The organism is Amycolatopsis sacchari (genome assembly GCF_900114035.1).
Classification (GTDB): domain Bacteria; phylum Actinomycetota; class Actinomycetes; order Mycobacteriales; family Pseudonocardiaceae; genus Amycolatopsis_E; species Amycolatopsis_E sacchari.
The window spans coordinates 341,943-360,290 of record NZ_FORP01000005.1 but is presented as its reverse complement, the minus strand read 5'-3'; the positions used below and the strand labels follow the sequence as shown (position 1 = coordinate 360,290).

Annotated in this window: 22 protein-coding genes and 1 pseudogene; 15 read left to right on the top strand and 8 right to left on the bottom strand. The window is 72.2% G+C overall.

Annotated elements, in window-relative coordinates; all coding sequences use genetic code 11:
* Positions 1–872: aldehyde dehydrogenase family protein (locus tag BMZ92_RS12095; RefSeq protein WP_245783018.1), on the bottom strand; the 872-nt coding region annotated here is incomplete at its 3' end.
* A gap of 74 nt (positions 873–946) precedes the next feature.
* On the bottom strand, positions 947–1,648 hold the full coding sequence (locus tag BMZ92_RS12090; RefSeq protein ID WP_245783017.1) for an IclR family transcriptional regulator: 702 nt from the start codon (positions 1,646–1,648) through the stop codon (positions 947–949).
* 111 nt (positions 1,649–1,759) lie between these two features.
* Between BMZ92_RS12090 and BMZ92_RS12085 the strand changes: the two genes are divergently transcribed.
* The 10 genes from BMZ92_RS12085 to BMZ92_RS12040 all read left to right on the top strand — a co-directional run bounded on the left by BMZ92_RS12085 (position 1,760) and on the right by BMZ92_RS12040 (position 9,327).
* Positions 1,760–2,287 carry a flavin reductase family protein gene (locus BMZ92_RS12085; RefSeq protein WP_091506172.1) on the top strand — a complete coding sequence of 176 codons (528 nt, stop codon included), beginning with the start codon at positions 1,760–1,762 and terminating at the stop codon, positions 2,285–2,287.
* A 23-nt stretch (positions 2,288–2,310) separates the two neighbouring features.
* Positions 2,311–3,318, top strand: a complete 1,008-nt coding sequence (locus BMZ92_RS12080) for an AraC-like ligand-binding domain-containing protein (protein WP_091506170.1) — start codon at positions 2,311–2,313, stop codon at positions 3,316–3,318.
* Between the two features lie 74 nt (positions 3,319–3,392).
* Complete coding sequence (gene styA / locus BMZ92_RS12075; protein WP_091506167.1) at positions 3,393–4,616, top strand: styrene monooxygenase subunit StyA; 1,224 nt, start codon at positions 3,393–3,395, stop codon at positions 4,614–4,616.
* A gap of 10 nt (positions 4,617–4,626) precedes the next feature.
* Positions 4,627–4,917 (top strand): EthD family reductase, encoded by a 291-nt coding sequence (locus BMZ92_RS12070; protein ID WP_091506165.1) that lies wholly within the window; start codon positions 4,627–4,629, stop codon positions 4,915–4,917.
* A 60-nt stretch (positions 4,918–4,977) separates the two neighbouring features.
* The gene (locus BMZ92_RS12065; RefSeq protein WP_091506266.1) at positions 4,978–5,718 is read left to right on the top strand and encodes a class I SAM-dependent DNA methyltransferase; all 741 of its coding nucleotides are present in this window, start codon (positions 4,978–4,980) and stop codon (positions 5,716–5,718) included.
* Positions 5,719–6,121: 403 nt separating this feature from the next.
* Positions 6,122–6,502 carry a DoxX-like family protein gene (locus tag BMZ92_RS12060; protein ID WP_245783016.1) on the top strand — a complete coding sequence of 127 codons (381 nt, stop codon included), beginning with the start codon at positions 6,122–6,124 and terminating at the stop codon, positions 6,500–6,502.
* Positions 6,499–7,428, top strand: coding sequence for a BtaA family protein (locus tag BMZ92_RS12055; protein ID WP_143249852.1), 930 nt, complete (start codon positions 6,499–6,501; stop codon positions 7,426–7,428). The genes BMZ92_RS12060 and BMZ92_RS12055 overlap by 4 nt, the downstream gene beginning before the upstream one ends.
* Complete coding sequence (locus tag BMZ92_RS12050; protein ID WP_218153444.1) at positions 7,425–8,171, top strand: DUF2071 domain-containing protein; 747 nt, start codon at positions 7,425–7,427, stop codon at positions 8,169–8,171. The genes BMZ92_RS12055 and BMZ92_RS12050 overlap by 4 nt, the downstream gene beginning before the upstream one ends.
* On the top strand, positions 8,168–8,914 hold the full coding sequence (locus BMZ92_RS12045) for a class I SAM-dependent methyltransferase (protein WP_091506160.1): 747 nt from the start codon (positions 8,168–8,170) through the stop codon (positions 8,912–8,914). The genes BMZ92_RS12050 and BMZ92_RS12045 overlap by 4 nt, the downstream gene beginning before the upstream one ends.
* Complete coding sequence (locus BMZ92_RS12040) at positions 8,911–9,327, top strand: hypothetical protein (protein WP_091506159.1); 417 nt, start codon at positions 8,911–8,913, stop codon at positions 9,325–9,327. Before BMZ92_RS12045 ends, BMZ92_RS12040 begins: the two co-directional genes overlap by 4 nt.
* 10 nt (positions 9,328–9,337) lie before the next feature.
* On the opposite strand, the gene BMZ92_RS12035 is transcribed toward BMZ92_RS12040, so the two are convergent.
* Positions 9,338–10,528: an RNA polymerase sigma factor gene (locus BMZ92_RS12035; protein WP_091506156.1), complete on the bottom strand. Its 1,191-nt coding sequence runs from the start codon at positions 10,526–10,528 to the stop codon at positions 9,338–9,340.
* On the bottom strand, positions 10,518–10,865 hold the full coding sequence (locus BMZ92_RS12030; protein ID WP_091506153.1) for a YciI family protein: 348 nt from the start codon (positions 10,863–10,865) through the stop codon (positions 10,518–10,520). Before BMZ92_RS12030 ends, BMZ92_RS12035 begins: the two co-directional genes overlap by 11 nt.
* 142 nt (positions 10,866–11,007) lie before the next feature.
* On the opposite strand from BMZ92_RS12030, the gene BMZ92_RS12025 reads away from it, so the two are divergent.
* From BMZ92_RS12025 to BMZ92_RS38155, 3 genes and pseudogenes are all read left to right on the top strand, one after another.
* A complete protein-coding gene (locus BMZ92_RS12025; RefSeq protein WP_091506151.1) occupies positions 11,008–11,457 on the top strand; it encodes an SRPBCC family protein in 450 nt (149 codons plus the stop codon).
* A gap of 3 nt (positions 11,458–11,460) precedes the next feature.
* Positions 11,461–11,967, top strand: a complete 507-nt coding sequence (locus tag BMZ92_RS12020; RefSeq protein ID WP_091506149.1) for an SRPBCC family protein — start codon at positions 11,461–11,463, stop codon at positions 11,965–11,967.
* A 118-nt stretch (positions 11,968–12,085) separates the two neighbouring features.
* Positions 12,086–12,608: pseudogene (locus BMZ92_RS38155) on the top strand (DDE-type integrase/transposase/recombinase); the annotation flags it as partial.
* A gap of 63 nt (positions 12,609–12,671) precedes the next feature.
* Here BMZ92_RS38155 and BMZ92_RS12010 read toward each other — a convergent pair.
* Positions 12,672–13,988, bottom strand: a complete 1,317-nt coding sequence (locus BMZ92_RS12010) for an NtaA/DmoA family FMN-dependent monooxygenase (RefSeq protein ID WP_091506145.1) — start codon at positions 13,986–13,988, stop codon at positions 12,672–12,674.
* A complete protein-coding gene (locus BMZ92_RS12005) occupies positions 13,988–14,908 on the bottom strand; it encodes an ABC transporter substrate-binding protein (protein ID WP_091506258.1) in 921 nt (306 codons plus the stop codon). Before BMZ92_RS12005 ends, BMZ92_RS12010 begins: the two co-directional genes overlap by 1 nt.
* A 147-nt stretch (positions 14,909–15,055) precedes the next feature.
* Here BMZ92_RS12005 and BMZ92_RS12000 point away from each other — a divergent pair, with 147 nt between their 5' ends.
* The gene (locus BMZ92_RS12000) at positions 15,056–16,159 is read left to right on the top strand and encodes a serine hydrolase domain-containing protein (RefSeq protein ID WP_245783015.1); all 1,104 of its coding nucleotides are present in this window, start codon (positions 15,056–15,058) and stop codon (positions 16,157–16,159) included.
* 6 nt (positions 16,160–16,165) lie between these two features.
* Here BMZ92_RS12000 and BMZ92_RS11995 read toward each other — a convergent pair whose 3' ends face one another.
* Entirely contained in the window at positions 16,166–16,591 is a 426-nt protein-coding gene (locus tag BMZ92_RS11995) for a L,D-transpeptidase (protein ID WP_091506143.1), read from the bottom strand.
* Positions 16,592–16,711: 120 nt separating this feature from the next.
* Positions 16,712–17,431, bottom strand: coding sequence for an SDR family NAD(P)-dependent oxidoreductase (locus BMZ92_RS11990; protein ID WP_091506140.1), 720 nt, complete (start codon positions 17,429–17,431; stop codon positions 16,712–16,714).
* 70 nt (positions 17,432–17,501) lie between these two features.
* Here BMZ92_RS11990 and BMZ92_RS11985 point away from each other — a divergent pair, with 70 nt between their 5' ends.
* Entirely contained in the window at positions 17,502–18,329 is an 828-nt protein-coding gene (locus BMZ92_RS11985) for a LysR family transcriptional regulator (RefSeq protein WP_091506138.1), read from the top strand.
* Positions 18,330–18,348: the final 19 nt, after the last annotated feature.

Sequence of the window (18,348 nt, the reverse complement as noted above, 5' to 3'; positions counted from 1 at the left end):
ACCACCTCGTCGTGCAGGCTCTCGTGCACATACAACCGCTTCAACGCCGCACACGTCTGCCCGGTGTTGATGAACGCACCCCAAAACAGATCCTCCGCGATCGCCGCGGGATCGGCGTCCGGCAGCACGATACCCGGGTCGTTACCCCCCAGTTCGAGCGTCAACCGCGGCAGGTTCCCCGCACTCGCCGCCACAATCGCCCGCCCGGTACGCGTGGAGCCGGTGAACATCAACTTCCCGAACCCACGGTCAGCCACCACCGCCGCCCCCAACTCCCGGCCACCCGAAAGCACCGTCAACACCCCCTCCGGCAACACCCGCCCCACAACCTCCCCCAACGCCAGCACCGACAACGGGGTGTACTCCGAGGGCTTGAGCACCACCGTGTTGCCCATCCGCAACGCCCCCGCAAACTGCCAACACGCGATCAACGCCGGCCAGTTCCACGGCCCAATCGCCCCCACCACCCCCACCGCCCGATACCGCAACACCGCCGACTCCCCCACCCGCTCCGGCTCCAACGGCGTATCCGCCGCCGCCCGCAGCCACGCCGCCACACCACCGGCCTCGAACCGGCTGCCCGGCCCATTCAACGGCTTACCCTGCTCCCGCGAAATCAACTCCGCCAACGCGGCCGCCGAGTGCTCCACCGCATCAGCCGCCACGTGCAATAAGCGGGAGCGCTCCTCATGCCCCAGCGCCTCCCACCCCGGCTGCGCCGCCTTCGCCACAGCCACCGCACGCCGCAGATCCTCCACGGTGCGGTCCGGCGCGTAACCGAGCACCTCACCCGACGCCGGATCCGTCACCCGCAGACCGTCCTCAACGGCAACCGCGGCCAGCAAACCCTCGAAAGTGTCGATGTCACCCATACCCCGATCCTCGGCGCACGCCCCGCTCCCGCGTTTGTCCCAGCGCGCACACGACTACCGGAAAAGTGCACAGTTCACAGCTCCCAGACGTCCGGCGGCCGCGAAAGCCGGGCGGCGGTCCCCCGCAGCTCCCGCACGGCCCGTTCCTCGTCGAGCTCCCCGGCGAACACGAGACCGACCGCGGCGGGCACACCGTGGTCCAGCTGCACGGGGGCGGCCAGTTCCGTCAGGCCCGCGTGGATCTCGCCCACCGTGCGCACGTACCCCGTCTGCCGCGCCCAGGCGACTTCCGGCCGTTCGTGGGGCTCGGCCGGCCTCGCCGACAGCACCGCCAGACCACGCGCCCCGCGGGTCAGGGCCGATCGGTCGCCCGGGTGGTAGACCACCGCCGCCGTGCCCTGGCGCGGACCGGCGGTCAGCACCGTGACCATCTCGCTGCCCTGGGGCACCGCGAGGAACGCCGTCGCCGCCGCCTTGTCGGCCAGCTCCGCGAGCACCTCCCGCAGCTGTTCCTGCGCGCCGCCGAGCAACGAGCGGGACAGCACCAGCAGGCCCAGCCCCAGCGTGTAGCGCCCCTCGGGCGTCCGCGAGACGTACGAGCGGTCCTCGAGCGTGCGCAGGATCCGGTACACGATCGAGCGATGCAGCCCGGCTTCCGTGGCGAGCTCCTGGCTGGAGCGCGGCCTGCCGTCGGCCAGCAGCTGCAGCACGTCGAGGGTGCGGTCGAGGATCTGCACGCGCACCCCGGCCCTCGGCCTGGCGCTGTCGTCGGCCACCCCCGCTCCCTTCCTCGCTCTGGTGTCCTGCCCACCCTAGCTGCTAGCCTGCTCGCATTGCGAGCTGATCGAGTGTTCACAGCTCGCAATGAGAGACGAAGGAGGACGACGATGTCCCACCGTTCCGCGGTCACCACCGCGGCACCCGACCTCGACCCCTTCCGGTTCCGCCGCACGGTGGGCCGGTTCTCCACCGGCATCACGGTCATCACCACCGCCGAAGGCGAGCAGGTGCACGGCATGACCGCCAACGGGTTCCTGTCCGTGTCGCTGGAACCGCCGCTGGTCCTGGTCTCGCTCGCGACGCGGTCGCGGATGGCGGGCCTGCTGGCGCGCACGGGCCGCTACGGCGTCAGCGTCCTGGCCGACGACCAGCAGATGCACTCCCAGCACTTCGCCGGGCGGCCGGTCGCGGACCTGCGCCCGGAGTTCCGCTGGGCCGCCGGGCTGCCGTTCCTCGACGGCGCGCTCGCCGAGATCGGCTGCGACGTGGTGGACGTGCACGAGGCAGGGGACCACCAGCTGTTCATCGGCCACGTGCGCCACCTCGCCGAGCGCGAGGGCAAGCCGCTCGTGTTCTTCACCGGTTCCTACCGGGCCCTGCACGCGGGCCTCGACGAGGACTTCTTCACGTACTGAGCCCACGGTTGACGGAGTCGACGATGACGTTCGTGACCACCACCGACGACTGCCCCGCCCGGGAACGGCTGGACCTCTGGCGTGAGGTCACGGCCACCGCCTTCGTGCCGCTGGCAGTGCGGGAGCCCGGCGGAAAGGGCTTTCACGGCGAGCTGCGCTCCGCCGGCGTCGGTACCGCCACCCTCTCCGAGATCCGGACTTCCGCGTGCGTCGTCGAACGCACGCCCCGGCTGATCCGCCGCTCGGACCCCGGGTACTTCAAGATCGAGGTGCAGCTGGCGGGCAGCGCCATCGTGGAACAGGGCGGGCGGACCGCCCGGCTCTCCCCCGGCGACTTCGTGCTCTGCGACACCTCGCGGCCCTACCGGCTCGCGTTCCCCGGCGAAGCGCACCTGGCGGTGCTGATGCTGCCGCGCGCCGACCTGTCGCTGCCCGCCGGGCTGAGCGAACAGGTGACCGCTGTCGCCGTGCCGGGTTCGGAGGGGCTCGGCCGCGTCGCGTCCACTGTGGTCGCCACGCTCACCGAGCAGCTCGACGCCGTCGAGCCCGCCGGGGGCCTGCGTGTCGCCGAGTCGGTGACGGGCCTGCTGCGCGCCGCGCTGCTGACCCGGTGCGGCGCACCGGCACCCCCGTCGGCACGCGCGGACACCATGCGCGCGCAGATCAGGGCCTACGTCGACGCGCACCTCGACGATCCCGGCCTGTGCCCCCAGCAGGTCGCGGACGCCCAGTACATCTCCTTGCGGTACCTGCACAAGCTGTTCGAGACCGAGGACGTCACCGTCGCCGAGCTGATCCGCGCGCGACGGCTCGAGCGGTGCCGCCGCGACATCGAGGACCCGGCGCTGGCCGGGCTGTCGCTCAGCGAGATCGGCGGCCGGTGGGGCATGCCGGACCTCTCGACGTTCAGCCGCGCCTTCCGCGCCGCCTACGGCATGGCGCCGAGCGAGTACCGGCGCGCGTGCACCGGGAGTCAAGCGGCGGTACGCGCAGCGGCAAGCGCCGCACCCCGCGTTCCCGCGACACTCTGAGACAGGAAAAGGCTTCCGACCACGTGCCGGTCCGATGTGGACCGTCGCGTGGTGGCGAGGAGAAAGGAACAGGCGTGTCGGGTATCGGCATCATCGGCTCCGGCGTCGCTGGGTTGCACCTGGGGCTGCTGCTGCGGCAGCACGACGTCCCGGTGACGATCTACAGCGAGAAGTCGGCCGAGCAGCTGGCGGGTGGGCGCCTGCCCAACAGCGTCGCCCACCACAACACGACCGTGCTGCGGGAGCGCGCGCTCGGCGTGGAGCACTGGGACCTGCAGGAGTACGGCTACTTCTGCCACCACCACTACCTCGGCGGCCCGCACCCGCTGCGTTTCCCCGGCTCGTTCGAGGCGCCGTCGCGGGCCATCGACTACCGCATCTACCTGCCGAAGCTGCTCGAGGACTACCAGGAGCGCGGCGGCGAGTTCCAGGTCCGCCCGATCCAGGCCGCGGACATCCTCCCCCTGTCGGAGAAGCACGATCTCGTCGTCGTCGGCACCGGCAAGGGCAGCATGGGCGCGATGTTCCCGCGCATCGCCGCCAAGTCGCCCTACGACGCGCCGCAGCGCAAGCTCTGCGTCGGGCTCTACCACGGCATCGTGCGTTCCGAACCCCGCGGCGTCACGATGAGCGTGTCGCCCGGCCACGGCGAGCTGCTGGAAATCCCGATGTACTCGTTCGAAGGGCACGTCACGGCGCTGTTGTTCGAGAACGTGCCGGGCGGCGATCTCGAAGTGCTGGCGAACGCCCGCTACGACGAGGACCCGGCGGCGTTCGAGAAGCTGGTGCTGGAGAAGACGCAGCAGCACCACCCGACGGTGTTCGAGCGCATCGACCCGGCCCGGTTCCGGCTGACCCGCCCCGAGGACCTGCTGCAGGGCGCCGTGGTGCCGACCGTGCGCGAGGACTACGTGCGGCTGCCCAACGGCCGGTACACGATCGCCGTCGGCGACGTGCACACCGTGGTGGACCCGGTGATCGGGCAGGGCGCGAACTCGGCCTCGTACTCCGCCTGGGAGCTCGGGCACGCGATCGTCGAGGACCCGAACTTCGACGAACGGTTCTGCCGCAAGGTCGCCCGCCGGCGGCGCGACCGGGTCCACTCCATTTCGGACTGGACCAACCTGATGATCCAGACGCCACCGCCGCCGCACCTGCTGGAGTTGTTCGGCGCGATGGCCGAGAACCCCGCCATCGCGGACGAGTTCACCAACAACTTCAACTTCCCCGAGCGCCAGTGGGACATCCTCGCCACCCCCGAGCGGGCGAGGAAGTTCCTGGCCCGGCACGGCCGGTAGGAGGTCCGGAATGCACAAGATCGTGGTGTTGTACCCCGAGCCCGCCGACGCGGCGGCGTTCAAGGAGTACTACGAAAGCACGCACCTCCCGTTGGCCGCGAAGCTGCCGGGACTGCGCGCGATGCGTTACAGCTTCGACGTCTCGGGCGACTACTTCGCCATCTGGGAAGGCGAATTCGACGACGCCGAGGCCGCGGGCGCCGCGATGGCCTCCCCGGAAGGCCAGGCCGTGCAGGCGGACGTCCCGAACTACGCCACGGGCGGCGCGGTGGTGCTCGACTACCCGGTGCGGGTGCCCTGAGTGTGCGGTGGCCGCGAAAACCGGTGGACCGGACCGGGTTTCGCGGCCACCATGGCCCGGGTGCGCCAGGAGATCTGGGACGAGGAGACCGCCCGCCGCTACGACACGCCGGGCACGGGGATGTTCGCCCCCGAGGTGGTCGAGCCGGCGGTGGACCGGCTCGCCGAGCTGGCCGGTGGCGGGCGGGTGCTCGAGTTCGCCATCGGCACCGGCCGGGTCGCCGTCCCGCTGGCGGCGCGCGGGGTCCCGGTCACCGGGATCGAACTGTCCCCGGCGATGATCGCGCGGCTGCGCACGAAGGCGAGCGCGGCGGAGGTCCCGGTGATCACCGGCGACATGGCGACCGCCACCGCCCCGGGCCGGTACTCGCTGGTCTACCTCGTCTACAACACGATCTCGAACCTGCTCACCCAGGAGGCGCAGATCGCCTGCTTCCGCAACGCCGCCCGCCATCTGGAGCCGGGCGGCCGGTTCGTGCTCGAGCTGGGGGTCCCGGAGCTGCGCACCCTCCCGCCCAGCCGCGACGCGATGGTGTGGCGGAACGAGCCGGGCCGGATCGGGCTGGACACCTACGACGTGGTGCAGCAGCACCTGGTCTCCCACCACTTCAGCTTCGACGAGGACGGGCAGGCGCATCTGGCCCGCAGCACGCACCGCTACATCTGGCCCGCAGAACTCGATCTCATGGCGCGGCTGGCGGGCTTGGTACTCGAAAGCAGGCACGCGGACTGGGTCGGGGGTGAGTTCACCGCGGAGTCGGGCTCGCACGTGTCGGTGTACCGGCTTCCGGCGTCCGGGTGAGTCGCGGTTGAGTGGGGTGGGTCGGGCTTCCGGCGTTCGGCTTGCCTCGGCGAGCCGCCACCCCCGCCCCGAGGGGTTTTGCACGGGCCTGCACCCCGGGCCGCTCTACCCCGCCATCCCGCCCAGCCCACCGAACTGCCACGCAACCGCCACCACGGAAACTCCGCCACGTCCGAGCCCGAGGTGGCCTGGCACAAGCCCCTAAACCCCGCCCGCAGCGACCCGCCATCCCGGCCCGGCCCTGCCCATCTCGCCGGGCCGCCACCTCACCGCCTCCCGCGGCACCGTCGCGGACCCCACTCACCTCGCCGGGCCGCCACCTCACCGCCTCCCGCGACGCCGTCGCGGGCCCCACCGCGCGCCGCGTCCCGACCTTCTCCGGCGGGAATCTAGAGTCGGGTCCGTGCGGGTGAGGGCGTGGGTGGTCCGGTGGGTGCCGCCGGGGGCGGTGGCCGCGGTGTGGGTGTACGAGGGGCTGGTGGCCAAGCTGCTCGGCGCCCGGCCCGACGAGCGCGCGATCGTCGCGGCCGTGCCGGTGCTCGGGGCCGCCGCCGGGGTCGTGCTCGTGCTCATCGGGCTCGCCGAGGTCGGGCTCGGGCTGTGGGTCCTCACCGGGTGGGCGCCGAGGACCGCCGCCGCGGTGCAGACCGCCTTGCTGGCCGCGTTCAACGGCGGCGGCTTGCTGTTCGGCGGCGGGCAGATCGCCGAGCCGCTCAACCTGGTGCTGCACAACGTGGTCCTGCTCGTGCTGGCGTGGCTCGTCGCGACGAGGAGACACGCGTGAACCCCTGGACAGCCGGGCGCCTGCTACCCCGCCGCCGACCGAAGGTGCTGCTCGCCCGGAGCCACGAGGAGACCGGCGTGAACCCCTGGACCGCCGGGCGCCTGCTGCCCGGCCGCCATCCGAAGATCCTGTTCGGCTGGGGTTACGAGGACCCGCGCGTGGAGCTGGAAGCGTTTCCCCCGGGCGGCCGCGTGCTCGCGATCGCCGCGGCGGGTGAGACGGTGTCCGCGCTCGCCGGGGCCGGGTTCGACGTGACCGGGGTGGACATCAACCCGGTGCAGCTCGACTACGGCCGCGCGCGCCTCGCCGGTGCCCCCGCCGTCACCGGCAGCGCCGAACGGCTGCTCGCAGCAGGACGCGCCGTGCTGCGAGGCCTCGACCCGCGGTGGCGGCCGCACAACGTGGCGGAAGCGTTGCGGCAAGGCGACTTGACGCCACTGCTCGCGTCGAAACGCCTGCGGGGCCTGCTGGCGTGCGGGCTGGCGCCACTGGGTCTGGTCCTGCGCCCGGGTTTCCGCCGGTCGATCCCGCCCCGGCTCGATCAGGTCCTGCTGAACCGGCTCCGCCGCGGCCTGCGCGATCGCCCTGCCGCCAACCCCTGGGCCTGGCGGCTGCTGACCGGCCGCGACGAGCTCGCCACCGCCCCGGAACCCCGCCACGCACGGTTGATCCACACGGACGTGGCCACGCATCTGGAGCAGGTCCCGCGTGGCTGGTACCAGGGTGTGTCGCTGTCCAACATCCTGGACGGCCCGGACGCGACGTACGCCGCACGGCTCGAGCGCGCCCTTGCGCACGCGCTGAAACCGGGCGCGGTGGTGGTGCTCCGCTCGTTCCGGGAACCGGCGCCGCGCCAGGACGCGGGTCCCGTGGACCGGGCGATGCTGTGGGGCGTGGTGGAAATTCGGAGAATGGGAGCGTCATGAGCTGGTTCCTGAGGCGGCATCCGGTGCCGATGCGCACGCGGTTCGACCACTCGCTGGTGCTGACGTACGCGTTCGAACCGGAGTTGCTCGCACCGCTGCTCCCCCGCGCGCTGGAGCTGGACACCTACCGCGCGCCGAACGGCACCGAACACGCCTTCGTGGCCGTGGCGCTGGTGTCGCTCCGGCAACTGCGCCCCGCGTTCCTGCCCGCCCACGCCGGTTTCCGCTCGGTCATGGCGGGCTACCGGGTGCTGGCCAAACTCCGGACGCCCACGGGAAAAACCCTGCGCGGACTGCGGATCCTGCGCAGCGACACCGACCGCCGCGCGCTGGCGCTGGGCGCCAATGTGCTGACCGGCTACCACTACCACCACAGCCCTGCCGGAGTGTCGTTCGACGGAAACCGGCTGTGCTTCAAGGTGGTCTCCCGCGACGGGACGGCGGATGTGGCGGTCACCGCGGACTTGGCCGAAGAATCTCCTTCATGGGGCGGCGTTTTCGCCACTCCGGCGGATGCGCGCAGGTTCGCCGGACCGCTGCCGTACACGTTTTCGCCAGAGGACAAGGGGATCGTCGTCGTGAAGGCGTACCGCCAGAACTGGCAGCCCGCACCGGTCGCGGTCACCTCGGCGGAGGTGTCCTTCCTCCGGCACGGCCCGTTCGCAGGTGTGCAACCACAGCTGGCCAACGCCTTTCACGTGTCCGATGTGGACTACGGCTGGCACCGGGGTGAGCTGCGGTGACCGTCCGAGGCGTCGCCCAGGTCCTCGCGTTCAACTGGCCCAAGGTGCTCGGCGGTGCGGCGGTCGCCGTGGCGGGGTTCCTCCCGGTTCCCGCGCCGTTGCGCCGGCCGGTCCGGTGGGGCTCGGGTGCGGCGGCGTGGTTCACGTTCGCGAGCCTCGCCGCGTCCTGGTGGGTCTACGACCTCTCCGGTCTGTACAGGTGGAGCTGGTTGCGCCCGGTGCTGCCCGCCCGGGTCCGGCGCCATGTGCTGATCACGGCGGGGTTCGACGAGGTGTCCCCCACCCTCCCCGCCGTGCTGCCGGGTTCGGTGGGCGTGACCCTGGACGTCCTCGACCCGGATGCGCCCGTGGAGGCATCCATCCGCCGAGCGCGCAAACGCTTTCCCGCCCGTGCCCTGCAGGCTCGCGCGCACGCCTTGCCCGTCGGGACCGCGTCGGCCGATCTCGTGCTGGCGGTGCTCGCCGCGCACGAGTTGCGGACCCCCGCCGGACGGGAGGCGTTGTTCGCGGAAGCGCGGCGCGTGCTGCGGCCCGGCGGCAGGCTGGTGCTGGTGGAGCACCACCGCGACCTGCCGAACGTGCTCGCTTTCGGCCCTGGCGCGTGGCACTTCTACCCGCGCCGGGAGTGGAACCGTGTCGCGGCGCGGGCCGGTTTGCGCCCGGTCGCACGCCTTCGGCGGACGCCGCTGGTGTCCGCGACGGCGTTCGAGGCGAGGGAGCTGCCGGCCGGAGCCACGTCGTGACCGCGCTGCTGGCCCTGCCGGTGCAGTTGCGGCTCGCCGGGTCGGTGGCGATCGCGCTCGGGGTGGCGCACCTGGTCTTGCCGCGGCTGCTCGGCTGGCCCGCGGACCTGCTCGCGATGAGGCCGCTGTCCCGGCTCGTCGTCGGGCTGCACACCGGGTTCACCGGGCTCACCTGCGTCGTGCTCGGGGTGCTGCTGTGGCCCGCCGACGAACTGCTCGCACCCGGGCTGCTGGCCAGGACCGTGCTCGCCGCGCAGACCGTGTTCTGGGGCGCTCGCTGGGTGTGCGAAGTGGTCCTGGTCAGCCGCGTCGTGCGGACGGCGCCCGTGCCTTGGCGGGTGGCGCACGGCGTGGCGCTCGCCGGGTGGGCGTGGCTCACCAGTGTGCCCGCGGCCGCGCTCCTGGCCCACTGACCGGACTCCATCACCCGGGGCGCCGCGCCTGGATCTCGGCGAGCCGGCGGGCGAGGAAGCGTTGCTCCGGCTCGGTTTGCGCGAGGTCGAGCGCCCGCTGGTAGGCCTGCTGCGCATCGGCGTCCCGGCCCGCCCGGCGCAGGAGTTCGGCCCGGGTGGAGTGGAAGTAGCGGTAGTGGTCGAGATCGAGCCGGTCGAGGAGGGCCAGGCCGGCGTCGGGGCCGTCGATCTCGGCGACGGCGACGGCGCGGTTCATCTCCACAATGGACGATCGCGTCTGCCTGGCGAGCGCCTCGTAGAGCGCGGCGATCTGCTGCCAGTCACGGGGTTCTCGCAGGTGCAGGTCCGCGATCGCGGCCTGCACGAGGTACGGCCCGCTCCGCCCGTGCGCCATGGCGCGCCGCAGCAGCGCGCGGCCCTCGTCGAGCTGTCCGGTGTCCCACAGGGTGCGGTCCTGCTCGTCGAGGGGGACGACCTCGCCGTCACGCAGGCGAGCCGTTCTGCGGGCGTCGTGCAGCAGCATCAGCGCCAGCAGCGCGAGCACCTCGGGTTCGTCGGGCATCAGGCCGGCCAGCGCCCGGCCGAGGTGGATCGCCTCCCGCGCGAGGTCGACGCGGCCGCCGCCCCAGCCCTGGTTGAAGACCAGGTAGACCACGGCGAGGACGGCCGCCAGCCGCTCGGGCAGCTGGTGGGCTGGCGGCACGGCGAACGGGATGCCCGCGTCCCGGATCTTGCGTTTCGCCCTGGTCAGGCGCTTGCTCATGGTCTCGAACGGAACCAGGAAGGCGAGCGCGATCTCGTCCGTGGACAGGCCGCCGAGGGTGCGGAGGGTGAGCGCGACCTGCGCTTCGGGAGCGAGCGCGGGGTGGCAGCAGGTGAAGATCAGTTCGAGCCGCTCGTCCGGGATGGCGGCGTCGTCCACCGGGGCCTCCGGCGAGACGGTGCCGAGTTCGCGGGCAAGCAGTTTCGTCTTGTCGGCCAGGACCTGGCGGCGGCGCAGCTGGTCGATGGCGCGGTTGCGCGCGGTCGTCACCAGCCAGCCCCTGGGGTTGGCCGGTTCGCCGTCGCGGGGCCAGCGTTCGGCGGCGACGGCGAACGCGTCGGCGGCCGCGTCCTCGGCGAGTTCGAGGTCGCCGAGGACGCCGGTCAGCGTGGCCAGCACGCGGCCCCAGTGTTCGCGGAAGACGGCGTCAAGCGCCACGGAAGTGCCCCGCGAGGACGGGCCGCACCTCGATGGCGGTGCCGGGCCTGGTCGTGTGGAGCATCTCTTCGGCGATGGCGAGGGCGCGGTCGAGGTCGCCGGCCTCGATCAGGATCAGGCCGGAGAGGTACTCCTTGCTGTCGATGAACGGCCCGTCTGTGAACAGCGTCCGGCCGTCGTCGTTGCGGAGCGTCGTGGCGGAACCGTCGGCGTGGAGCCGGGCCCAGCCGGTGACGTCCGGCCCGTCGAGCAGGGGCGCGAGGCCGCCGGGGATCGGGCGCTCGGCCCGGTCGCCGGTGTCTTCTGGCTGGCTGTAGGCCAACAGCGCGTACTGCATGGGTCCTCCCTGTGCTGGGTGTGTCCAGTATCAGACGAACGGCACCGGCTCAGACGGACAACGGATTTTTTCTGTCGAGGGTGTCCGTCCGGCGGCCGGCCGTTCGTCACTGGTGCGGATCGTCTCGACGAAGGGAACGCAAATGCCCGACATCCTGCACCGCTTCAGCATCGACGCCCCGCCGCAGCGGGTGCACGACCTCATCGCGAGCACCGACGGCATCGCCTGCTGGTGGACCGGGCGCCCGCTCGCCGGTGAACACGCGGTCGGCTCCAGCTTCGCCATCTACTTCGGCGACGCCGACAAACCGGCCGCCAAGATGGAAGTCCTGGCCGACACCCCGGACGAGGTCGTGTGGCGGGTCACCGAAGGGCCCGGCAGCTGGGTCGGCACCCGGATCGAGTTCACCCTCCGCCCCTGGGGCGACGGGGGCACGACGCTGCTGTTCACACACGCCGGGTGGGCGGAGGCGAGCGAGTTCATGAGCGGCTGCAGCACGAACTGGGGGTCGTACCTGAGCAGCCTCAAGGCAGGCGCGGAAAGCGGCGCGTTCGCCGCCTTCCCGCACGGCGAGCTCAGCCGCTGGAGCTGACCGATGACCACGGAGCCCGCGCGGATCGAGCGCACGTACGACGCTTCGCCCGAACTCGTCTGGGAGTTGCTGACCACCGCGAGCGGCCTCGCCGAATGGTGGGCGCCCGACGGCTTCACGACCCGCGTGACCGAGATTGAACTCGTGCCCGGCGGTCAGGTCCACTACACGATGACCGCGACCGCGCCGGAGCAGATCGCGTTCATGAAGAACGTCGGCCAGCCGCTCACGACGGCGTTGCACAAGACGTTCACCGAGGTCACGCCGCCGAAACGCCTGGCTTATCTGTCGCCGATCGACTTCGTGCCCGGCCAGGAACCTTACGACCACCTGACCACGATCGACCTCGAGCCGGACGGTGACCAGACGCGGCTGGTCATGACGCTCGCCCCGCTCCACGACGACAACTGGACGCGACAGCACCACGCCCACCGCGAGCAGGAACTCGACAACCTCGGGGCGGCGATCACGCGGCGCAGGCCGGCTTTCCGGAGGGGATCACCTTCGTAGCCCAGGTCGGCCGATGTGGTGGCCAGGGACGTTGTCCCGGGTTGAGGTGACCACAGGTGGCCTGTCGTGCTGACAGGTGAAGGCCTCCGGTTGTGAAGTGGAGCTGTCCAGGAACCACATCACCCGCCGGAGGCCTTCGTGTCCCACCCCGACCCCACGCACCCGGCTGCGACTCGCACGCCTGATCGTCGACCATCGCTGGACCTATGCCGAAGCGGCGAAAATGTTCGTGGTCACGGACGGCCGCGAAGTGGGCCGAGCGCTACCGCGCCGAAGGTGTGGCCGGGATGGCTGATCGCAGCAGCCGCCCGCACCACAGCCCGGTCCGCACCCGCGGCCCAGTGGTGCGGGCGGTCGTCCGGGCTCACCCACATCGACCGGGTCACCGGCGAACCGCTGCGCCCCGCGGCGCCGACTACAAGCCCCGCACCGGCACCGCGTTCGTCCACACCGTCATCGATGACCACTCCCGCGTCGCCCACGCCGAAATCCACACCGACGAAACCACCGCCACCGCCGTCCTGCGCCGGGCGGTGGCCTGGTTCGCCGATCTGGGCGTCACCGTCGAACGCGTGCTCTCCAACAACGGGTCGGCCTACCGCTCGCATGCCTGGCGCGACACCTGCACCGAACTGGGGATCACCGGCCTGGCCGAAGGCTGGGCCTGCGCCCGCTTCTACCCGTCCGAGACCCCAGCGCGGGAACTACCCCGCACCGCCACCGGACGGCCTCGGCAGGGCGAGGTGCTCCCGAAGGGTGGCGCCGGTGTACTCGCTCCGGAAGCGGCCCTTGCGTTGCAGGATGGGCACGACGTGGTCGACGAACGCCGTCAGTTCGTACGGCAGCGTCGAGCCCATGATGGTGAACCCGTCGACGGCACCCGCGTCCTGCCACTCCAGGACGTGGTCGGCGAGCTGCTCCGGCGTGCCGACGAAGTGGTACTGGCCCGCGCCGCTCTTGAGCTCGCCCGCCAGTTCCCGCAGTGACGCACCGGGCCTGGCGCGGGCGGCCGCGTACAGCTGCTCCGCCCGGCTGGAGGGCGCGGACTTCCCCGTCCACAGCTCCGCCGGCAACGGGACGTCCGGGTCGAACGCGTCCGGGTCCAGGCCCGCCGTGTAGAGCACGTTCTGCCAGCGGAACTCCGGGCTCGCCAGTTCCTCCAGCCGCCGCGCCTTCGCCCGCGCCTCGGCCTCCGTGCCGCCCAGCGTGATCATCAGCGCCGGGAGGACGAGCACGTGCTCCGGGTCCCGGCCCGCGGCCGCCGCCTTCGCGTGCAGGTCCGCCCGGAACGCGACCGCGGCCTCCAGCGAAGGCGGGCCCGAGAACACCAGCTCGGCGTACCGCGCCGCCAGCCCGATGCCCGCCGCCGACTGCCCCGCCTGCACCAGCACCGGCCACCCCTGCGGCGAGCGCGGGAACGGCAGGATCCCTTCCACGTCGTAGAACCGGCCGTGGAACCGCGGCGCGTGCAGCTTGCCGCGATCCGCCCAGACCCCGCCCTCGCGGTCACCCACGACGGCGTCGTCCTCCCAGCTGTCCCACGCCCGCGTCACCACCTCGACGAACTCGTGCGCCCGCTCGTACCGGTCGGCGTGCTCGGGGTGCGCCGTCTCGCCGTAGTTCGCCGCCGCCAGCGGGGTGACCGTGGTGACGATGTTCCAGCCCGCGCGGCCACCGCTGAGGTGGTCCAGCGTCGCGAACCGGCGGGCCAGCTCCCACGGCTTGTTGTACGTGGTGGACCCCGTGCCGATCAGTCCGATGTGCTCGGTCACGCCCGCCAGCGCCGACAGGACCGAGACCGGGTCGAACTGCGTCTGCGGCAGGTGCGTCGTGCGGTACTCGGCGATCGCGATGTTGTCCGCCAGGAACACGGCGTCCATCAGGCCGCGTTCCGCCGTCCGCGCGATCTCCGCGTAGTACGGCAGCCCGAGCACGCCACGCACGTCGTCCTCGACGACCCGCCACGCCGATTCGTGGTACCCGTTGGGCCAGACGAAAGCCGTGAAGTGCAGGTCCGCCATCAGGCCAGGCCCTGCTTCGACAGCCAGTCCTTCGCCACGTCCGCCGCGGGCTCCCCGTCGGAGTCCACCCGGGAGTTCAGCTGCCGCAACTCGTCCGTCGTCAGCTTCGCGCTCACCGCGTTGACCACGTTCGCGAAGTCCGCGCCGCGCTCGTCGAGCACCTTCCTGCTCACCGCGGGCACCACGTTCTGCGCGGGCTCGATGCCGAGGTCGTCCTTGAGCACCACGTACTTCGGGTCGTCGACGACCGGGCTCACCGACGTGACCGGGATGACCGTCGCCGCGCCCGAGTCGAGCTGGCGCACGCGCGGCCCGATCTCCTGCACCGTCTGGAAGGTCGCGTTCGTCAGCTGGTAGACCTCCTTGAACCCGCGGAAGCACGGCAGCCGCTTCTCGCACTCGGGCCCGCCGGCGAGCACCACCTTGTCCAGCTTCTTCAGGTCGCTGATCGTGGCGATCCCCTGCGACTTCGCGAGATCGGCCTTCACGAGGAACACGTCCTTGTCCTCGGCGGGCGCGTAGTTCAGCAGCCCGATGCCCTCGGGCTCGAACAGCTTCGCCAGCTGCTGGTGCTGGCCCTCGGCGTCCTTCGCCGCGACCTGGCCGAAACCGGTGGTGATCGCCGCGCCCTGGTACTCCGGCACGAACTGCAGCTCACCCGACTTCAGCGACGGGTAGATCAGCTCACGCGAGCCCAGGTTCAGCTTGCGCGTGACCGGGTAGCCCTTCGCCTCCAGCGCACCCGCGTACACCTCCGCCAGCACCTGGCTGTCGGTGAAGTTGAACGACGCGACGACGACCGGCGCGCCACCCTTGCTCTCCGCCGACGACTGCGTGCCCCCGCCGCCCCCGCACGCCGCTATCCCGGCAGCGGCCGCCAGCGCCAGCGCGACCGCTCCGATGTTCCGGCTCCAGCCCACGTTCCCCACACTCCCCTGCTCCAAGATCGATCGCCCACGACCTTAGCCGGGGGTACCGACAAAACCCACGATGTGGGACACGGGGTGGCTCCGGCAGCCCGGATAACCAGTGGCGCCGCCGAGGTCCGCGGCCGGATACTCCGTGCCGTGCAGGGCTTCGCGGACGAGCGGTTCGCCCCGGTGCGCGCGGTGTTCGAGGAGAACCTCGCCAGCGGCGCCGAGCTGGGTGCCTCGGTGTGCGTGAACGTCGGCGGCCGGACGGTCGTCGACCTGTGGGGCGGGTTCGCCGACGCGGCGCGGACCCGGCCGTGGCGGCGGGACACGATCGTCAACGTCTACTCGGTCACCAAGACCGTCATGGCGCTGACCGCACTGCTGCTCGCCGATCACGGGGAGATCGACCTGCACGCGCCGGTTTCGCGCTACTGGCCGGAGTTCGCGGCGAACGGCAAGGACGGCGTCACCGTCGCGCACCTGCTGAGCCACTCGTCCGGGCTGTCGGGCTGGGAGCGGCCGATCTCGGTGACAGATCTGTACGACTGGGAGAAGGCGACGGGTCTGCTGGCCGCGCAGGCACCGTTCTGGCCTCCCAGCACGGCGAGCGGGTACCACGTCCTCACGCACGGCTACCTCGTGGGCGAGGTGGTGCGCCGGGTCACCGGCCGAACCCCGGGGACGTTCTTCCGCGAGGAGGGCGCCACGCCGCTCGGCGCCGACTTCCACATCGGACTGCCCGCGGCCGAGGACGACCGCGTGGCCGAGATGATCCCCCCGGACAAGGACACCCCGCTGTTCGCCGAACCGACACCGTTGCAGGCCAACGCGTCCGGCAACCCGCCGTTCGACGTGGCGGTCACCGGCAGCAGGGCGTGGCGCGGCGCCGAGATCCCCGCCGCGGGCGGCACCGGCAACGCCCGCTCGGTCGCCGACGTGCTCGCCGTCCTGGCGAGCGGCGGGCGGGGCCTGCTGTCCGAGGCGGGCGCCCGCCGGGCGCTCGAGGTCCAGGTCGAGGGCCGGGACCTCGTCCTCGGCCTCGACCTGCGCTTCGGGCTCGGGTTCGCCGTCTCCGGCGGCCTGATGCCCAACCCGAACACCCTGTACTGGGGCGGTCTCGGTGGCTCGCTCGCCATCGTGGACCTCGACGCCGGGGTCACGTTCGCCTACACCCCGAACCGCATGGCGGGCGGGCTGGCCGACGTCCGCGGTCTCGGCCTCGCCATGGCCATGTGGGAGTCGATGGCCCTGCTGTGACCGGGTTCAGGCGACGACCTGCACCCTCGCGTGCACCCCCAGCGCGTCGAAGAAGGCGGCGGAGTCGGCGTCGGACAGGTGCACGCACCCGTGTGACGACCGCTCCAGGCTGCCCGCGTGGAAGGCGATCCCGCCCGCCGCGAAGAACACCGAGTTCGGCATCGGCTCGTGGTTGTACTCGCTGCTGTAGTGCTCGCGGTCCTTCCACTCGACCCGAAACGACCCCACCGGCGTCGGGCTCTTCGGGCCGCCCGGCTCGGCCTGCACGGGCCCCAGCACCACCGCCCCGTCCCGCAGCAGCCACGCCTTCTTCCGCGACAGGCTCACACAGGCCGCGACGCCGGGACCGCACGGCGGAGGCGCTTCCGGCGTGCTGGTCACCGGTGGTGGCGGCGTGGTGGACACCGGAGCCGCGGTCGTCGAAGTGACCACCGGCGCCGATCCCGCGGCCGGGGCGCAGCCCGCGGCGAACGCGAGGAGGGCCGTCGAAACCCAGAGAGTTCTCCCTTTCACGGCGCCTACTACGAGTGGGCATCGGGAAAGGTTGAGCGTTCACCAGGCGATGGGCCCCTCCTCGCTGGTGAAGGTGCCGGTCGGACCGTCGTCGCCGAGCGTGGCCATCCGCACGGCGACCACCGCCGCCTGCTCCGGGGTGCGCTCGCCGGTGAAGCCGTTGCCCTCGGTCGCGGTGGGGCCGGGGCAGACGGCGTTGACGAGGATGCCGTCCCCTCGCAGGTGTTTCGCGTACTGCAGGGTGATCGCGTTGAGCGCGGCCTTGCTCGCCGGGTAGCCCAGCAGGGGCGGCAGGTCGGCCAGCTCCCCGTCCGGCGCGGCCATCGCGGTCAGCGAGCCCGCCCGGCCGGACACGTTCACCACCCGCCCGGCGGGCGAGCGGCGCACCAGCGGCAGCATCGCCTCGGTCACCGCGACGACGCCGAGGACGTTGACCTCGAACACCCGGCGGACTTCGGCGGCGGCATCACCGCTGCCGGGGATCTGCCGCTCGTTCCCCGTGATCCCGGCGTTGTTGACCAGGACGTCCAGCCGTCCGTACCGCTCGGCGATGGTCTTGGCCGCGGCGGCGAGAGTGGCGGGATCCGTGACGTCCAGCTCGATGCCCTGTGCTGACCCCAGTTGCCGCACCGCCGCGTCGCGCTGCCTGGCGTCGCGTGAGCCGATCAGCACCGTCATGCCCCGGTCGGCGAGCCCTGCCGCGATGGCGTAGCCGATCCCCTTGCTGGCCCCGGTGACCAAAGCGATCTCGTCTGTCATGCCGCCAGCCCACCAGCTGCCGGGCACCGGAGCCAAGATCGATCGGGACCCGTACCTATACCCTGGAGGTATGGACTCGCGGGAGCTGGCCTACTTCGTGGCCGTCGCCGAGGAACGCAACTTCAGCCGTGCCGCCGCCCGGCTGGGCATCGCCCAGCCCCCGCTGTCCCGTGCGATCCAGCGCCTGGAACGCCGGCTCGGCGTCCGGCTCCTGGACCGCACGAGCCGCCAGGTCACGCCGACCGCCGCCGGGGACGTCCTGCTGCGCGAGGGCCGCAAGGCGCTGGCCACGCTCGCGGTGGCCGAACGGCTCACCCGCCGCGCGGGCGCGCGGCCACAACTCGTGGTCGCGATGAAGCCGGGTGGTGACGCGGGCCTGCTCGAACCCGTCCTCGCCCGGTTCGCCGGGCACCCCGACGCGGTCGACGTCGAGGTGCTGGTCTGCGGCCTCGGCGAGCAGACGGCCCTGCTGCGCGACGGCACCGCGGACCTCGCGCTGCTGCGCCTGCCCCAGCCCGACCTGTCCGGCCTCGCCACGGAGGAGCTGCTCACCGAGCGGGAACTCGTGGTGCTCCCCCGCACCCACCGGCTCGCGGGGCGGGCCCGCGTCCGGACGGCGGACCTGGCGGGCGAGGTCCTCCCGCGCTGGAGCGAGGAGTCCCCGGGCACCGGCCCGGTCATCACCGACACCGGGCAGGTGGCCGAGCTGATCGCGCTGGGACGCATGATCGCCGTCCTCCCGGAATCGGTCGCCGTCCGCCTCGGCGGCGAGCTGGTCACCGTGCCCGTGGAGGGTGGGCACACGACCCTGCTCGCCGCCTGGCCCGAAGACCGCCGGGACCGCGCGCTCGCCGCGTTCGTCCGCACCGCCGCCGAAGTGGCGGCGGGTCACCGCTGAACTTCCCAGAGAAATGAGG

Coding starts and splice junctions, on each gene's coding strand:
- BMZ92_RS12050 (WP_218153444.1), top strand. CDS start 7,425: ATGAGCTGGTTCCTGAGGCGGCATCCGGTGCCGATGCGCACGCGGTTC.
- BMZ92_RS11990 (WP_091506140.1), bottom strand. CDS start 17,431: ATGACAGACGAGATCGCTTTGGTCACCGGGGCCAGCAAGGGGATCGGC.
- BMZ92_RS12025 (WP_091506151.1), top strand. CDS start 11,008: ATGCCCGACATCCTGCACCGCTTCAGCATCGACGCCCCGCCGCAGCGG.
- BMZ92_RS12020 (WP_091506149.1), top strand. CDS start 11,461: ATGACCACGGAGCCCGCGCGGATCGAGCGCACGTACGACGCTTCGCCC.
- BMZ92_RS12070 (WP_091506165.1), top strand. CDS start 4,627: ATGCACAAGATCGTGGTGTTGTACCCCGAGCCCGCCGACGCGGCGGCG.
- BMZ92_RS12010 (WP_091506145.1), bottom strand. CDS start 13,988: ATGGCGGACCTGCACTTCACGGCTTTCGTCTGGCCCAACGGGTACCAC.
- BMZ92_RS12030 (WP_091506153.1), bottom strand. CDS start 10,865: ATGCAGTACGCGCTGTTGGCCTACAGCCAGCCAGAAGACACCGGCGAC.
- BMZ92_RS12080 (WP_091506170.1), top strand. CDS start 2,311: ATGACGTTCGTGACCACCACCGACGACTGCCCCGCCCGGGAACGGCTG.
- BMZ92_RS12085 (WP_091506172.1), top strand. CDS start 1,760: ATGTCCCACCGTTCCGCGGTCACCACCGCGGCACCCGACCTCGACCCC.
- BMZ92_RS11985 (WP_091506138.1), top strand. CDS start 17,502: ATGGACTCGCGGGAGCTGGCCTACTTCGTGGCCGTCGCCGAGGAACGC.